The sequence below is a fragment of the Acinetobacter sp. YH16040_T genome (assembly GCF_024605785.1).
GTDB classification, from domain to species: domain Bacteria; phylum Pseudomonadota; class Gammaproteobacteria; order Pseudomonadales; family Moraxellaceae; genus Acinetobacter; species Acinetobacter amyesii.
The window spans coordinates 1,477,728-1,492,530 of the sequence record NZ_CP094541.1; the positions used below are offsets into that span (position 1 = coordinate 1,477,728).

Consider the following 14,803-nt stretch of genomic DNA (forward strand, 5'->3'; position numbering starts at 1 on the left):
CAACTTAATTTATTGGGGTTAATAATGGCCAAATTATCTTTAAACGGTTTAACAGACATTGACGGTTTTATTGCTGCAGCTTTGGTTGACAGCGAAAGTGGCCTTGCTATGGCAACACAAGGCAATAACGACATCGACTTAGAATTAGCTGCTGCTGGTAATACCGAAGTTGTACGCTCAAAGCGTAAAGTTGCCAAAGCATTGAATTTAAATGACTCAATTGAAGACATTCTAATTACTCTAGGTAAACAATATCACTTAATTCGTCCACTCGACTCAAATGAAGCATTATTTCTTTACCTCGTTTTAGACCGTAGCAAATCAAACCTAGCTATGGCTCGCCATGAACTTAAACATTTCGAAAAAGAATTAGATTTTTCTTAATTTAAAGTTGGGTTATTTCACCTGAAATAACCCAGTTTTTTCTGGACAATTTCATGAATAGCACATTATATATTTCTGTCTTTGGCTTAAATCTAAATGTTATCAATGACATTAAATCTATTATTTCAAATAAGCTATCTGAAACTTTTACTATTCATTGGACAAACATTGCAGATTCGAAACTCCAAGTCCTATTAATCAATGATGACTTTATCGACCTGCCGAATATAAATAATATAAGGCACGAAGCTTTAATCATACTTAAACTTAAAAAAAATGAATTGAAAGCAAATTAAATCGAACACGATACCCTGTTTTTACCCCTAACAAATACCAATCATTTTGAGCATTGGTTAGAGCATTTAGTTGCGTTAAGGTTCCGTGCTATTAATCCTGTAAATGTGTCCAATCCTGTAGTTGTTCAAGACATAAAACCTAAATTAAATGCACTCCAGATCTCACAGGTTTTTAAAGATTTAAATAAACATCAACGTCAACTATTGCTTTTAGATCAAAAACCAATCGCACTCATTGATAACTTAAGCAACGAGTTTTGGATAGAACAAAATATACAAATCACACAAAATTCCGAATTCACACTCATTCCAGCAGATACCAATACAGTAGTCACTTTTAAATATGGGTTGGAATCAATAAATTTACAGCATGGATTATGGCAATTTGTTTGGGATTACCTAGATGATACTCCCCCCAATTACACAAGCCACTATAAACTTTTGCATTGGCCACAGCCTATGCATTGTGCTGAGCGACAATCACTATTGAAAATATCCGCTTTTTTTATGGAAGGCAGTTCTACTCAATATATTGCTGAACAAATACATTTAAGCCAAAACTTTATTAATCGATATTTATTTGCATCCCACATAGCTCAAATCATAGAAGAGATACCGGCCATGGCGACTGTCTATCATAGCCAAAAAGCAGCTCAAGAATCTTCAAAACCACTACAGAGTTTTTTCCGTAGTCTTCGAAAAAAATTAGGAATCTAAAATTTCATTATGATTTTACAGCAATACAAGATCGTATTTGCCGGAACGATGGGTGCCGGAAAAACCACTGCTATTCAAAGTATTTCTGATATTCCTGTACTGAGTACAGAAGCGCTGAATACTGATCAAAATGCACATCAAAAAATGTTGACTACAGTTGGGATCGATTATGGTGAACTTACTCTCGCCGATGGTACTAAACTTGGTTTATATGGTACGCCGGGCCAAGAAAGATTTAACTTTATATGGAATACCATTTGTAACGGCGCGATTGGTACAATTATTATGATTGATCATACACATGACCATCCAATTCAGCAGCTGAATGATTATTTAAATTATTTTTCTGAAAATAATGAAAACATCATCATCGCGATTACGCATTTAGACAGTACGCAGTATAAATCCACCAAACTTTATAAAGAATGGCAGGATTCACAACAAATACATCACCCGATTTTTTATATCGATGCTAGAAATAAAAAAGACATTCTTTTTATTCTAGAAGCACTTATTGCAAAAGCTGAAGTTCAACTTTCAATCTAATGAAGATATTATGAATACAGCAATTCGTACAACACGTTCAGCACCACTACAGCTTATTGAACATGCACATAAACTCATGAAGGAGTTAATTTCTGATGTGTCCGGTGTTGAATATAAGTTGACAAAAATAACTAATCATGCGAAAAGGTTTTTTTAGTTAACAGATGTTCACACATGCCTCGGATTGTTTCTGTACCACTTAGTTTAGAACAGCGAGAACGACTCATTTTTCTGGCCAAACATGCAAAACATTGGCGTGAAAGACAACGTGCCCAAACTATTCTCTGGCTTTCCGAAGGTAAAAGTGTTGCAGAAGTTGCCACTCTACAAGAACGTATCCCAGAAACCATAAGGCTACAACGCCGACGTTGGGAATTGTATGAGTTTGAATCGATTAAAGAAGGTCATCGCTCAGGTCGACCCAATACATTGATCTCAGACTATCAGGCGAAAATCTTAGATTGGGTCAATACAAGTCCACTCAATGCAGAACAAATCCGAGTCAAACTACATGAAGAATACGAAGTGTCCGTGTCTGTTGAAACCATTCGTAAGTTTTTACGTGATTCAGGTATGGTCTTCAAGCGTACCCGTCATAGCTTGAAAAAAAAGAGATCCGATTGTATTTGAACAAGCAACACAGCAGATTGAAGAATTACGAGAGCAAGCGGCACGTGGTGAAATTATATTAGGTTATGTTGATGAAACAGGGTTTTCATCTACACCTGATAACCGCTATGCGTGGACAAAGATAGGTAATGTTCATGCGGTTGATGCAATAAGATTAAAACGAGTTAATGTCATGGGGTGTTTGCTTTCAACGGGGAAACTGGTGACAAGTTGTTTACAAGAGTCAGTTACAAGCACTTGGTTTTATGCCTATTTAACTGGAATAGCTCAACAAGTTAAACAGACGTATAACCTTCCATTGGTTCTTATTGTTGATAATGCCTCGATTCATAGAAGTAAAAAGATGGCTGATTACAGAGAGCTACTTAAAACTAACTTTTCGACGAATCTGTATTTTATTCCAGCTTATAGCCCTGAGTTAAATCGAATCGAGATGGTATGGAAGCAGATGAAATATTATTGGCGAGATTTTCAAGTCATGACAGCTGATAAAATAGAGCAATGGGTGGAGAAAGTATCAAACCAATTCGGAAAAGAATACATGTTTACTTTTTAATGACAACTTATATGTTAATCAGTAATATAGTTTTACTGACGTATAAGATATTAGCTAAAAATAATGAATAAACAATGCTAAAAAAAATCAGCTGGTTGATTATTGTTAATAATAAATAAAGTAAAAATGGTCTTTAAACGATTCTTGGCTGCTAATAGTTGTAGTATTGTGTAGAATATTTAAACTTTTTATAGAATTGTTGTATATGAAATTCCATTAGGGTTGTTGTTTTATAAGAGTTTTTTTATTAATAGATTTAATGTATTATTCCATTATTTTAATATATAAAAAAGATTACATAAGACGAAATAAGTATTAAATATCTGTGCTGTTTGTTTATTTTCTGATCATTAAAATATATTATATAATATTATTTCTAGATTAATATTTGTGATTTAAGTCTATTAAATTCAATTATTTGTGATATATATTGAAAGTTCAATCCTAGGTCATAGGATTGAACTTTACTTTTATAATGCACTTTTTAAATTATTTTGATGTTGCTTCACTTGTTTTGCATAACGTTTGCCTTGTTTTTTCATTTTTCGATTGGTGTTATAAGCAGTAGGTCCGACATTATAGTAGGCTAAAGCTTTTGGCATGCTGCCAGCGGCATTTTTATATTTAGTTAAAATAAATGACCCACAATTAATATTGGTTAATTCGTCATATAAATCCCCAGGGCATGTTGCTTGCCAATAACGTGGCATCACCTGAGTTAAACCGACTGCACCTGCAGGAGAACTGACATAAGGGCGGAAAGTTGATTCTTGGCGAATAACGGCAGCCAGTAGTAAAGGATCTAAGTTGTATTGATCGGCAGTTTGCACAATGTAGGGTGACACTCGATTTGCAGTTTCAGGATTGACTGAATAGGCCTTTTGGATCCCTGATGAAAGTTTAACTGCACGTTTTTCTACAGAGCCACCACCTAGTGATGAACATCCAGAAATCAGGGTTACAGATATAATAACAGTTGAAAACTTTAAGCTGTGAGCGTTTAGGAGCGACGAAAGACGAGTTGAAAGGCGAGTTTTATTCAGTACATTCTGCATTTATATTCACTTTAAAATAATCATGGCTAAGTGTAATTTCTAAAGCGATATTATGAACTGGAGACTTAGAGGTCAATATTTTCTTAAGATGCTCTGTACAGTGAAATTGTAAGAATTGATGGAAATGTACTCAAATTACATGATTTTTTAAGTGAAGAGAGAAAAACAGATCGTGTTAATTGAGTCAGTATTTCTCTCTTTACATTCTTACTTAAGATTGTGGGGCATTCAAATCCCGAGAACTTTAGTTATAAAAAACTAGAATATCCACTCATTAAATATCCCTATTTGGAAAAGCTATAACTCTTTTCAGAGGTATTAGTGGAATCTGAGTTTAAAGCGTTTTAAGCATCCAAATTTCGCATGCTTGGCTATGACCTGTATTGCCCTTGGGAGCTTGTAAGTGTTGAAATCCTACTTTTTCATAAAGTTTCACTGCTTGCCCAAGTGTATGTGTAGTTTCTAAATAACACGCTTTAAAATTATGATCTTTGGCGAATTGAAAACAAAGTTCTAAAATATCTTTGGCTAAGCCATGACCACGTAATTCAGGCATAAAATACATTTTTTGGATTTCTAAAATGCTTGAGTCTCCAACTAAAGGAGAAAGGCCCCCACCACCTAAAATTGTACCGTGTTGATTTTCAATAACCCAATATTGTGCATTTGCTTGCGTATAGACGTGATATAAATCATCTAAAATTGGATCTGCAACGGCAAATCCTGATTCAGGTGCTAATCCAAATTCTTTGGAAACTGTGCGAATGACATTGGCAATGCTTACATTGTCTTCAAGTTGAAGTGGTCGGATCTGAAACATAATCATCGAAAAACAAAAAGATGGATTTTTTATAGACTGATCCTATAAAAAAATCCATCTCTAAGTTTAAAATTACTCAAGCAAAAAATTACTTTAATTCGCTTGAACTTTTACCCAGTTCACGACGTGCAACGATTAATTGTTGAATTTGCTGTGTGCCTTCAAATATATCGAGGATTTTTGAATCACGTGCCCATTTTTCTAATAATTCATCTTCGCTATAGCCGACAGCCGCTGCGAGTTCTACACACTTTAACGTGATTTCATTACCTACACGGCCTGCTTTTGCTTTAGCGATGGATGCTTCACGTGAGTTTGGTTTTTTGTTGTCGGCCATCCATGCGGCTTTGAGCATGAGGAGACGTGCTGCTTCCCAGTCTGCTTCCATTCGATATATTTGTGCAGCAATATTCGAGCTTTGTAAGATCGGTGTTGAATACTGCTCATCTAATTCATCTTTAAAGATTTCTTTAATTCGCTCTAAAGATGCCTTGGCACAGCCAATAGCCATCGCGGCAACGAGTGGGCGAGTATTATCAAAAGTTTCCATAACCCCAGCAAAACCCTTTGCTACATCAATTTCAGCATTGCCTAATAAGTTTGCAGCAGGGACACGACAATCTACAAAGCTAATGGCAGCCGTATCAGAAGCTTTAATACCCAATTTATGTTCTAGGCGTTCTACAGTCATGCCCAGCGTACCTTTTTCAACAACAAAGGATTTAATCGCTGCACGGCCTAATTTTTTATCTAGCGTTGCCCAAACCACCACGGAATCAGCACGCTCACCCGAGGTGACAAAGATTTTTTCCCCATTGAGAATGTATTCATCGCCATCTTTCGTCGCTGTTGTCCGAATAGCAGCAGAATCAGAGCCGCAATTGGGTTCTGTAATGGCCATAGCGGCCCAAGTTCCTTTTAAGCGTTCTAGTTGTTCATCATTGGCTACTGCTGCAATAGCCGAATTTCCAAGCCCTTGTCGAGGCATACTGAGCAACAGGCCTGTATCTCCATAGCACATCTCGATGATACTGAGGGCTGTCGACATATTGACACCGTTTTTATTACCAGTGTCTGTGTCACCACGTTTATTGACGGCAGCACCTGCATTCATGCCATCTCCGCCATCATTCATACCGTCGACGAGGGAAGATAACATGTCTAACTCTTTAGGATAGGCATGTTCGGCTTTGTCATATTTACGTGAAATAGGACGTAGAACATTTAATGCGACTTCATGGGCTTGGTCGATCAGCAATTTAAATTTTTTCGGATTTTGTAAGTTCATGGACATTTCCTTGTTTTTATTTTGCTGAATTAAGCATGCAAGCCAGATTGAAGAATCGCTGTGGCACGTAAGTCTCGATACCAACGTTCTACGGGATGTTCTTTGGTAAAGCCGTGACCACCTAATATTTGCACGCCATCGGTCCCAATTTTCATCGATTTTTCAGCACATAGCACGCGAGCTAAATAGGCTTCACGATGAAAAGGCTTGCCGGCTTCGGCTAGGCTTGCTGCATTGAGGATGAGCATATGCATGGCATCAATTTCGATTGCCATATCTGCAATCATAAATGCCACACTTTGACGGTGCGAAATTGGCTCTCCAAAAGCTGTACGTTCGTTTGCATATTGAATGCAATATTTTTTGACTGCAGTTGCGGTGCCAACAGCCATGGCACACCACATTAAGTTGCCAAGATCGATAAATGAGGTGTAATTGAAATCTTGATCTCCTAAGCGTTGGGCAGGGGTCTGATCAAATTTTAAAGTTACCGTTTCAGTGGCTTTCAAACCCATAGCAGGTGTTTTTTTTGCGCTAATGCTCTGGTCGCGTTGCACAATAAAAACTTCAGGCTGTCCATTGAGCATGGCACTCACTAACAGCACATCTGCCTGTTCGCCTAGAAGGACTAAGGTTTTCTCCCCACTGATTTTATACTGCTGGCCATCAGCAATCGCGTGAGTTTTAAGTTGATAGGGATTAAATGCCGCTGTTGCCTCTTGAACCGCAAAGCTTGCACGTAGGGCTGAATCATCTGCAAATGCCGCTAAGTAGGTTGCTTGAACAGATTCGGAACCCCATTGGGTAATGGCGTTGATACAGCTAAACGTCGACAGTAAACCTGCTGTTAAACTAAAGTCACCTTCAGCCAATTGTTCAGCAATTAAGATATTGCTAATGATATTTTTTTCTGCCGCGACGCCACCCAAACCTTCAGGTAAGGCATAATAATTTAGACCTAGATCTTGGATATGTTGCCATAACGCTTCAGGAAATCTTTCCTCTTGATCGGCTTGATGAGCAAGGGGATACAAGACTTCTGTGGCAAACTGCTGCATCGCATCAGCAGTCATTTGCTGTTCTTCAGTCAGGTTTAAATCAAATAATGATTTTTGTTGATTTGGCAAACGTTGCTTATGCACATCTTTGTTGGTCTGAAATGCTTTTTGCGTCTGGCTCAGGGTTTTAAAACCAGCTTTTGAGCTCTGATACAAAGATTTTTCAACAAATTTGCGCAGTTTAAACTGATCGAGTACATCACTTCCGGCAATTTTTGTTAAAAGTGAGAGTCCAAATCCTTGTGCCTTGTTTACCATATTGGTCATTGTTGTTTTCCATTTGCGTTGTTCTTATTTAATGCTGACATGCCAAAGATAGAAAAACCATGTCATAAATGACATGCATGATTGTCAAAGATAAACGGCGAGATTAGGTGGGATTCGATAGCTAAATAATTAATTAAGAATAGAAAAGTAAAAAGGCTTAAAAGTATTGTTATTTTAAAATTGACTTGGCTGACATTTGAGTCAGCCAAGTTTTAAGGTCTGTATTGAATGATTATTGATATTTTTGAATCATACGACGAACATTGGTTTTTGCTTCAATGACGGTCATAAAGGTATATGCACCGATAAATTTACGGCTAATAAACATAAACTCTTTAGGTGGAACTGAGAAATAGCGAGATGCCATCGATTTTGACGCTTGTTGCATCACACGGCTATGTAATTGGCTTTTTTTCCAGTCATAGCGTTGTTGTTCGTCCATAACACCAGCAGGGATGTTTGGGTTATTTTCAGTGCTACTAAATGCCTCTGTCGCTAACAAAAAGACTTTAGCCATATCAGGTTTAATACTTTGTGGAATACCATCAAAGAACTCATAACCTGTCATCGCTTTGACCATTTGCTCAGAGCTGTGATGGTAACCCGCGGTAATCAAATTACGCGCAACGCCTAATAGATGCTCATCGAACTGACGGATCGCACCAAAGTCGAGGAGAACAATTTTATCTGGCACATCCGCACCATTGCCTAAACGGACCAAATAGTTTCCGAAGTTAGGGTCGGTTTGCATTTCACCCCATTCAAAAATTTCACGTACGGCAATCTCAAGTGATGCTTCACCTAAGGCATTACGGCGCTCTTGAGGAAGTGACAGCATCACTGGGCTGTTAATCGGCACACCACGTTCAAAGGTCATACACAGCACTTGAGGTGTTGAATAACCTTCAATGATTTGCGGCACGATATAGCGTGGGTCTTCTTTTAAGCGTGCTGCAAAACGGCGAGTGGTATCTGCTTCGATTTTATAATTTACTTCACGATGCATCATTTCACGAACTTCATCAAACCACTGATCAAATTCACGGGTTTGAGGAACCATTCGTGTCAGTTTGAGCATGTTTTTGAATAGATTCATATCTGAATCGATTGCATCTGCCACACCCGGATACTGGATTTTTAAAACCAGTTCTAAACCATCAGATTTGCGTTTTGCACGGTGAACCTGTGCCAGAGATGCTGTGCCAAGTGGCTCATGATCAATCACGAGATCATCAAGCTTTGAGCCAAGTTGATTTTGTAATTGGACTTTGATGGCTGGCCATGCCAATGCAACTGTTTGATTGTTCAGCGTGTTGAGGGCTTGGGTGATTTCTTCAGGCAGAAAATGTTCACCATACAATGCCATCATTTGCCCGATTTTTACAATTGAACCTTTTAATTTACCAATTTCTGCGACGAGATATTCAGCCTGATCTTTCATGGCTTTTTTACGCTTTTTCTCTTTTTCTTCTTCACTCGAAAAAATAGAAGTGGCGTTTGATGCTGCCCAACGAGTTCCCGCAAGTAGCGATGCCTTTGCGATAGATAAGCGTCGATCCATAGAAGACGTTTTCAAGTGTTTGAGCTTATCGTTCTGATCTGACATGTAAATTAAATCCTTTAATCAGCAATTCGCAGAAAAATACATTGTAGCTAATTTTAACGTTTCTTAACGTATTAAAATAGTTCAACTTACTGAATATGCAGTAAGCATTTGCAAACTTAAGCAAGATGCCACATAGACAGGCACATTGGAAATAAAACTATAAACGATATTTGATTTTTACCGTATCATTTTGCATCAATGCAGCTTTATGTTCTTCAATATGTTGATGAATAAGATGTTGGACAGATTCGTCTTTAAATCCGGCAGCATAACCTTTGACAATAATAATGCTCGGTAAGCTAAAAAATAGGGTACGTGCGTTTTCTAGACTCGCATCAGGGAAAACTTGATGTTCGATCAGTAGTTGCTGAAAAAATGCCTTTTCAGTTTGCACATTTAAAGACTGAGTGTCTTCCCAATAGCTTTGACGCATAGCCATGAGGTTATTGTGCTTATAGCTCATTGGAGCTCCGCATTTAAAATTTAACTGTTTGTATGGGGATGATTTTATAAAATTAAAGCTTGGGATCAAGTACAAATTGCTAAACATTTGAGCTTGAATTGGTTTTTATTCGTAATTTTTATGTATTAGGTTTTATAGCATGCTGAAGAAAAGCCTAAAGTATACATTTCATTTCAGCGAATGTATCTGACCTATATATGCGGGTTATGAAATGCTTTCAAGCTGTGAATAATGCCGTATTTTTATTATAAATAGCATCAAAACAAGGTATCATAGGGCGTTTAAAAAATTATGAACTGGAGACGCCTTAAGTGGATCGACCGACTATTAGCCCTGAACATTTACAGGAAGCAGCTGAAAACCTATCAACAATTCGTGATTATATCCGCTTTGGGGTAACAGCTTTACGTCAATATGATGCCCACTTAGGACAAGGTACAGAAGACTATTTTGCTGAAAGCTCAGCATTGGTTTTACAAACGTTATCTCTAGATTGGAATGCAGATGCGGAAATCTTAGATGCAAAATTATTGCCAAGTGAAGTTGCAGAATTTTTAGCATTGTTAGAACGTCGTATTAATGAAAAAGTTCCGACGTCTTATTTACTAAACTTGTCATATTTCTTTGGTAAGCCATTTTATGTCGATGAACGTGTACTGATTCCACGTTCTCCAATTGCAGAGTTAATTGAAAACCGTTTTGCGCCATATTGCTTAGGTGAAAATGGCGAAATGGGTGCTGCGGTTAATAATCTACCTGAAAATGCCAGTCCAAAAACTCCTCAGCGCATTTTAGATATGTGTACGGGTTCAGGTTGTATCGCGATTGCTTTAGCTTATGCATTCCCAGATGCTGAAGTTGATGCAACAGATTTATCTAAAGATGCACTTGAAGTGGCGCAAATTAACTGTGAACACCACAATAAACAATATCAAGTGGCTTTACTTGAGTCTGATTTATTCGCCAAAATTCCAGCAGAAAATCAATATGATTTAATCGTGTCGAATCCACCGTATGTGGATGCTGAAGACATGGCAGATTTACCAGAAGAATTCCACCATGAACCTGAAATGGCGCTTGCTGCGGGTCAAGATGGTTTGGATCTTGTCCGTAAAATGTTGGCACAAGCTGCAGATTACCTGACTGAAGATGGCTTAATTGTGATCGAAGTGGGTAACTCTGAATGGGCAATGCGTCAAAACTTCAATACCGTTGATTTTTATTGGTTACAGTTCCAAAAAGGCGGTACAGGTATCTTTGCATTGACTGCTGCTCAATGCCGCAAATACCGAGATTTATTCATTCAATCTGTTCAAGCATAAGGAGTCGTTTGACATGGCAGGTAATAGTATAGGGCAACTCTTCCGTGTAACGACTTGTGGTGAATCTCATGGCGTTGGTCTGATGGCCATTGTGGATGGGGTTCCACCGGGTATTGAACTGACTGAAGCCGATTTGCAAAAGGATCTGGATCGTCGTAAGCCGGGCACATCTAAGTTTGCAACTCAGCGTAAAGAACCCGATGAAGTTGAAATTATTTCAGGCGTATTTGAAGGCAAAACGACCGGTACATCGATTGGTCTATTGATCCGTAACACAGATCAAAAATCAAAAGATTATGGCAACATCGCGCAAACCTTCCGTCCGGGTCATGCAGACTATACGTATACACATAAGTATGGTTTCCGTGATTATCGTGGTGGTGGTCGCTCGAGTGCTCGTGAAACTGCGATGCGTGTTGCTGCGGGTGCGATTGCTAAAAAATTCTTGTTTGAGAAATTCGGCATAGAAATTCGTGGTCATGTAACCCAAATTGGTACCGAAAAAGCAGAGAAATTGGACTGGAATGAAGTTCCGAATAACCCATTTTTCTGTGGTGATGCAGATGCCGTCCCACGTTTCGAAGCTCTCGTAACGTCACTTCGTGAACAAGGAACGAGCTGTGGCGCCAAACTGGAAATTATTGCGACGCAAGTGCCAGTCGGTTGGGGCGAGCCTGTATTTGATCGTTTAGATGCAGATATTGCACATGCCATGATGTCCATCAATGCTGTAAAAGGTGTGGAAATTGGTGATGGCTTTGGTGTTGCTGAGCAGTTTGGTCATGAAACACGTGATGAGTTAACTACGGATGGTTTCTTGGCAAACCATGCTGGCGGCATTTTGGGCGGTATTTCGAGTGGTCAGGACATTCGTGTTGCGATTGCTTTAAAACCAACAGCATCCATTACTACGCCGGGTAAAACCATTACGATTAATCGTGAAGATACTGATGTGTTGACCAAAGGTCGCCATGATCCTTGTGTCGGTGTTCGTGCAACTCCAATTGCGGAAGCAATGTTAGCAATTGTGCTCATGGATCACTTCATGCGTAACCGTGCACAAAATGCAGAGGTTGTTGCACCATTTGCCCCAATTGAACCCAAGTGAGGAAACAAAGCGCTGCTTTGTTCCGAACGCGGTTGGTGAGTAGCGTTAGCGAGTCACAGTAGATAAATAACAAAGCGCTGCTTTGTTCCGAACGCGGTTGGTGAGTAGCGTTAGCGAGTCACAGTAGATAAATAACAAAGCGCTGCTTTGTTCCGAACGCGGTTGGTGAGTAGCGTTAGCGAGTCACAGTAGATAAATAACAAAGCGTTGCTTTGTTCCGAACGCGGTTAGTGAATAGCTTTAGCAAGTCACAGTGTATAAATAACAAAGCGTTGCTTTTTTTCGAACGCGGTTAGTGAATAGCTTTAGCAAGTCACAGTGGATAAATAACAAAGCGCTGCTTTTTGTTCCGATGCGGTTGGTGAATAGCGCTAGCGAGCTACACTGATGAGCAAATTGCATAAAAAAACCAGACAATTGTCTGGTTTTTTTATTTCAGTAAAATAGACCCATGAAAATAAATAGCTAAAAATATGAATATACGAAAAGCTTTACTTGACGATATTCAGTAGCTTGAAAGCTTAATGAATATAGCCTATCGGGAAAATCATCCCAAGAGTTGGACCACGGAACATCATATTGTTCGAGGAAATCGAATAAATGTATCTCAACTCAGTCAAATCTTACAAAAAAAAGGATTTTCATCTATATGTGATGGAGTCAGAAAATACACAGATCAAGGGGTGTATTGGTATTCAAATGCAGGGGATGAGCTGTGAAATTGGTCATTTTGCAATTCATCCAAATGAGCAAGCTCAGGGCTTAGGAAAAAAATTATTGCAATTTGCAGAACAGCAAGCGATGTTGATTGAACCCAATGTTGAAGAATTTGTCATGTATGTGATTGATCAGCGTTTAGAATTAATAAAATATTATCAACGACGTGGCTATAAGCTAACAGATGAAAATCAAGCTTATCCACTTCATTTAGAGGTGGGTCAACCGATTTGTGAACTCACAATTAAACAATTAATTAAACGAATAAAATAAAGACCATGTGATGTATTTGATCAATTTATAAAGCGAGATGAATAAAAAATCCCAAAAGAAAACATACACTAACATTTGGGATTTTTATTTTAGACTATTTGGGCTTAAGAGTAAGCACGTAAAAATAGTCGGTAGGCATCTGAAGATTTTTGATTTTTTAACATATAGTGTGCGATTTCACCTTGGTTGGTAATCATAATCACAGCAATATTTTTTGCGTCCCGAAATTGTTTAAGCACAGCATCTGGGATCATCACGGTATTAGAAGAATCAATCACATTTGAATTATCTAAGCGACGATAATTTGTTTGACCTATTGCAGGATAAGACAATACTTTGCCGTCGATCACAAAAGATATTTCATTCATATCAAGCTGCTGTTGATCATAAGAATGCAGTGAAAGTGCATACTCACCTTTATTCTTTTGCTAATCAATTGCAAGTTCAGGACATTTTTGTCCAGTTTCACACAGTAATTGACCTCGAGTAATGGTTCGTTGGATTACGTTACTGTTTTCAACGGTATTCACACCATTCAGCTTTAATGTTCTGGTTTCAGGTTTATTTTTAGGTACGGTAATACAACCTGTGAGTAGTAGGAGTGTAAATCCTAGAACTAAATAATTTTTCATGTGTTTTTCCATGTTAGCGTTATTTTTATAAGCAATATTTATTTTGGCGCATATTCACACAGAAAAAACAAAAAAGTAAAATACATCACACTTTTCTAGTTTTGTTTGAGCACTGCTTTGATATAAGTGGTCGATATTCAAATAAAAAATATTATTAAGTGATGTAAATCTTATTTCATTGAAATTTAGATAACTTAAGTAAGATCTGTGATTTTGCGCTATCAATCTGCTCGGGATTGGTTTGTCGAGACAATTGGTCACGTGGTTTTTCGCCTAAAAAATATTTGATCCGTTCAGCATTCGCACCCGATGGATGGGGAAGTCCTGCTAAAATCTGCTGATCTTTTAAATAGCCTAAGCTGCTTACATAATTTAAAACCTCATCTACACCTTTGCCTAGCGGAATATAAATTGCGTTCGGAAGCTGTTGAATCATAGGAATAAAATAATCATCAATATGTTGTTTTAATAATTCATTTTTCAACATTGCGGGCATTGAGCCTGCATAATTTTTTCCATTGACCAAAATACATTGCTGTAAGACCGAACACATTTGCACCATATCTTGATGATTGCTAAATAGCTCTGCAGTGGTCTGTATGCCTAATTGATTCTGTAATCCAATATGATCTAGCAGTTGAGTTAAATTTTTACGAATAGGACCACTAAAAGCACCACTATTCTTGGCAAGTTTAAGTATGTTTTCCTCAGATAATTGCTGCTCTACGCCGTCCTTCGCTGCAATTAATGCATTACGCCATTGTTGTTGGCCTGGGCAGATGCCGACGATGACCACTTTTGCATCATGATTTATGGCCTCGAATGGTGCATAAAAGCTTTGAATAGTTCCCAGAGTTTTAAGACGGAGTAAATCACTTTGAGTTAATTCTTCAATAGAATGTGTTTTGATCACAGATGCAAAGCAAGAGAAAAGGGTAGAATCCGACATAAAACTTCAATCTTTCTAGATATAAATTTCATTCAGTATTTTAAACCTTTATTTTAAAGATGAAGTATTTAGGTATAAAAAAATTGATTTTAAATTTATAACCTAACAACTTAAAT

18 protein-coding genes are annotated in these 14,803 nt (G+C 38.0%); 9 read left to right on the top strand and 9 right to left on the bottom strand.

The genetic code is table 11. The features are described 5' to 3' along the window. The first annotated feature begins 24 nt into the window (after window positions 1-24). The 6 genes from MST16_RS07185 to MST16_RS07210 all read left to right on the top strand — a co-directional run bounded on the left by MST16_RS07185 (window position 25) and on the right by MST16_RS07210 (window position 3,129). Complete coding sequence (locus MST16_RS07185; RefSeq protein WP_078191034.1) at window positions 25-384, top strand: roadblock/LC7 domain-containing protein; 360 nt, start codon at window positions 25-27, stop codon at window positions 382-384. Window positions 385-437: 53 nt separating this feature from the next. After that, on the top strand, window positions 438-680 hold the full coding sequence (locus tag MST16_RS07190; RefSeq protein WP_180012493.1) for a hypothetical protein: 243 nt from the start codon (window positions 438-440) through the stop codon (window positions 678-680). A gap of 105 nt (window positions 681-785) precedes the next feature. Further along, entirely contained in the window at window positions 786-1,397 is a 612-nt protein-coding gene (locus MST16_RS07195; RefSeq protein ID WP_180012491.1) for a hypothetical protein, read from the top strand. Between the two features lie 9 nt (window positions 1,398-1,406). Continuing rightward, window positions 1,407-1,943: an ATP/GTP-binding protein gene (locus MST16_RS07200; protein WP_180012489.1), complete on the top strand. Its 537-nt coding sequence runs from the start codon at window positions 1,407-1,409 to the stop codon at window positions 1,941-1,943. Window positions 1,944-2,117: 174 nt separating this feature from the next. Then, window positions 2,118-2,573: a helix-turn-helix domain-containing protein gene (locus tag MST16_RS07205; RefSeq protein ID WP_004973749.1), complete on the top strand. Its 456-nt coding sequence runs from the start codon at window positions 2,118-2,120 to the stop codon at window positions 2,571-2,573. A 16-nt stretch (window positions 2,574-2,589) separates the two neighbouring features. Further along, a complete protein-coding gene (locus tag MST16_RS07210) occupies window positions 2,590-3,129 on the top strand; it encodes an IS630 family transposase (protein WP_257245703.1) in 540 nt (179 codons plus the stop codon). 470 nt (window positions 3,130-3,599) lie between these two features. Here the strand turns inward: MST16_RS07210 and MST16_RS07215 are convergent, their stop codons facing one another. From MST16_RS07215 to MST16_RS07240, 6 genes are all read right to left on the bottom strand, one after another. Beyond that, window positions 3,600-4,184 carry a lytic transglycosylase domain-containing protein gene (locus MST16_RS07215; protein WP_180011907.1) on the bottom strand — a complete coding sequence of 195 codons (585 nt, stop codon included), beginning with the start codon at window positions 4,182-4,184 and terminating at the stop codon, window positions 3,600-3,602. 334 nt (window positions 4,185-4,518) lie between these two features. After that, complete coding sequence (locus MST16_RS07220; protein ID WP_180009505.1) at window positions 4,519-5,004, bottom strand: GNAT family N-acetyltransferase; 486 nt, start codon at window positions 5,002-5,004, stop codon at window positions 4,519-4,521. Between the two features lie 88 nt (window positions 5,005-5,092). Continuing rightward, a complete protein-coding gene (locus MST16_RS07225; RefSeq protein ID WP_180009497.1) occupies window positions 5,093-6,292 on the bottom strand; it encodes an acyl-CoA dehydrogenase family protein in 1,200 nt (399 codons plus the stop codon). 29 nt (window positions 6,293-6,321) lie between these two features. Continuing rightward, window positions 6,322-7,608, bottom strand: coding sequence for an acyl-CoA dehydrogenase family protein (locus MST16_RS07230; RefSeq protein WP_180011911.1), 1,287 nt, complete (start codon window positions 7,606-7,608; stop codon window positions 6,322-6,324). Window positions 7,609-7,849: 241 nt separating this feature from the next. Then, window positions 7,850-9,223 (bottom strand): AarF/ABC1/UbiB kinase family protein, encoded by a 1,374-nt coding sequence (locus MST16_RS07235; protein ID WP_180005577.1) that lies wholly within the window; start codon window positions 9,221-9,223, stop codon window positions 7,850-7,852. 157 nt (window positions 9,224-9,380) lie between these two features. Beyond that, a complete protein-coding gene (locus MST16_RS07240; RefSeq protein WP_078191029.1) occupies window positions 9,381-9,686 on the bottom strand; it encodes a hypothetical protein in 306 nt (101 codons plus the stop codon). Between the two features lie 311 nt (window positions 9,687-9,997). Between MST16_RS07240 and prmB the strand changes: the two genes are divergently transcribed. The 3 genes from prmB to MST16_RS07255 all read left to right on the top strand — a co-directional run bounded on the left by prmB (window position 9,998) and on the right by MST16_RS07255 (window position 13,106). Next, the gene (prmB, locus tag MST16_RS07245) at window positions 9,998-11,008 is read left to right on the top strand and encodes a 50S ribosomal protein L3 N(5)-glutamine methyltransferase (RefSeq protein ID WP_180011905.1); all 1,011 of its coding nucleotides are present in this window, start codon (window positions 9,998-10,000) and stop codon (window positions 11,006-11,008) included. Window positions 11,009-11,021: 13 nt separating this feature from the next. Continuing rightward, entirely contained in the window at window positions 11,022-12,116 is a 1,095-nt protein-coding gene (gene aroC, locus MST16_RS07250) for a chorismate synthase (RefSeq protein WP_180011903.1), read from the top strand. Between the two features lie 654 nt (window positions 12,117-12,770). Next, entirely contained in the window at window positions 12,771-13,106 is a 336-nt protein-coding gene (locus MST16_RS07255; RefSeq protein ID WP_257245705.1) for an N-acetyltransferase, read from the top strand. A gap of 104 nt (window positions 13,107-13,210) precedes the next feature. Here MST16_RS07255 and MST16_RS07260 read toward each other — a convergent pair whose 3' ends face one another. The 3 genes from MST16_RS07260 to MST16_RS07270 form a co-directional block, all read right to left on the bottom strand. Beyond that, window positions 13,211-13,474 carry a hypothetical protein gene (locus tag MST16_RS07260; RefSeq protein ID WP_257222623.1) on the bottom strand — a complete coding sequence of 88 codons (264 nt, stop codon included), beginning with the start codon at window positions 13,472-13,474 and terminating at the stop codon, window positions 13,211-13,213. Window positions 13,475-13,534: 60 nt separating this feature from the next. Continuing rightward, the gene (locus tag MST16_RS07265; RefSeq protein WP_257222271.1) at window positions 13,535-13,738 is read right to left on the bottom strand and encodes a hypothetical protein; all 204 of its coding nucleotides are present in this window, start codon (window positions 13,736-13,738) and stop codon (window positions 13,535-13,537) included. 175 nt (window positions 13,739-13,913) lie between these two features. Continuing rightward, a complete protein-coding gene (locus tag MST16_RS07270; protein WP_180011899.1) occupies window positions 13,914-14,687 on the bottom strand; it encodes a hypothetical protein in 774 nt (257 codons plus the stop codon). Window positions 14,688-14,803 lie beyond the last annotated feature (116 nt).

Bases quoted from the DNA above. Each gene is read 5' to 3' on its own strand.
- MST16_RS07185 (WP_078191034.1), top strand. From the start codon at position 25: ATGGCCAAATTATCTTTAAACGGTTTAACAGACATTGACGGTTTTATT.
- MST16_RS07190 (WP_180012493.1), top strand. From the start codon at position 438: ATGAATAGCACATTATATATTTCTGTCTTTGGCTTAAATCTAAATGTT.
- MST16_RS07200 (WP_180012489.1), top strand. From the start codon at position 1,407: ATGATTTTACAGCAATACAAGATCGTATTTGCCGGAACGATGGGTGCC.
- MST16_RS07205 (WP_004973749.1), top strand. From the start codon at position 2,118: ATGCCTCGGATTGTTTCTGTACCACTTAGTTTAGAACAGCGAGAACGA.
- MST16_RS07215 (WP_180011907.1), bottom strand. From the start codon at position 4,184: ATGCAGAATGTACTGAATAAAACTCGCCTTTCAACTCGTCTTTCGTCG.
- MST16_RS07220 (WP_180009505.1), bottom strand. From the start codon at position 5,004: ATGTTTCAGATCCGACCACTTCAACTTGAAGACAATGTAAGCATTGCC.
- MST16_RS07225 (WP_180009497.1), bottom strand. From the start codon at position 6,292: ATGAACTTACAAAATCCGAAAAAATTTAAATTGCTGATCGACCAAGCC.
- MST16_RS07230 (WP_180011911.1), bottom strand. From the start codon at position 7,608: ATGGTAAACAAGGCACAAGGATTTGGACTCTCACTTTTAACAAAAATT.
- MST16_RS07235 (WP_180005577.1), bottom strand. From the start codon at position 9,223: ATGTCAGATCAGAACGATAAGCTCAAACACTTGAAAACGTCTTCTATG.
- MST16_RS07240 (WP_078191029.1), bottom strand. From the start codon at position 9,686: ATGAGCTATAAGCACAATAACCTCATGGCTATGCGTCAAAGCTATTGG.
- aroC (WP_180011903.1), top strand. From the start codon at position 11,022: ATGGCAGGTAATAGTATAGGGCAACTCTTCCGTGTAACGACTTGTGGT.
- MST16_RS07255 (WP_257245705.1), top strand. From the start codon at position 12,771: ATGGAGTCAGAAAATACACAGATCAAGGGGTGTATTGGTATTCAAATG.
- MST16_RS07260 (WP_257222623.1), bottom strand. From the start codon at position 13,474: ATGAATGAAATATCTTTTGTGATCGACGGCAAAGTATTGTCTTATCCT.
- MST16_RS07265 (WP_257222271.1), bottom strand. From the start codon at position 13,738: ATGAAAAATTATTTAGTTCTAGGATTTACACTCCTACTACTCACAGGT.
- MST16_RS07270 (WP_180011899.1), bottom strand. From the start codon at position 14,687: ATGTCGGATTCTACCCTTTTCTCTTGCTTTGCATCTGTGATCAAAACA.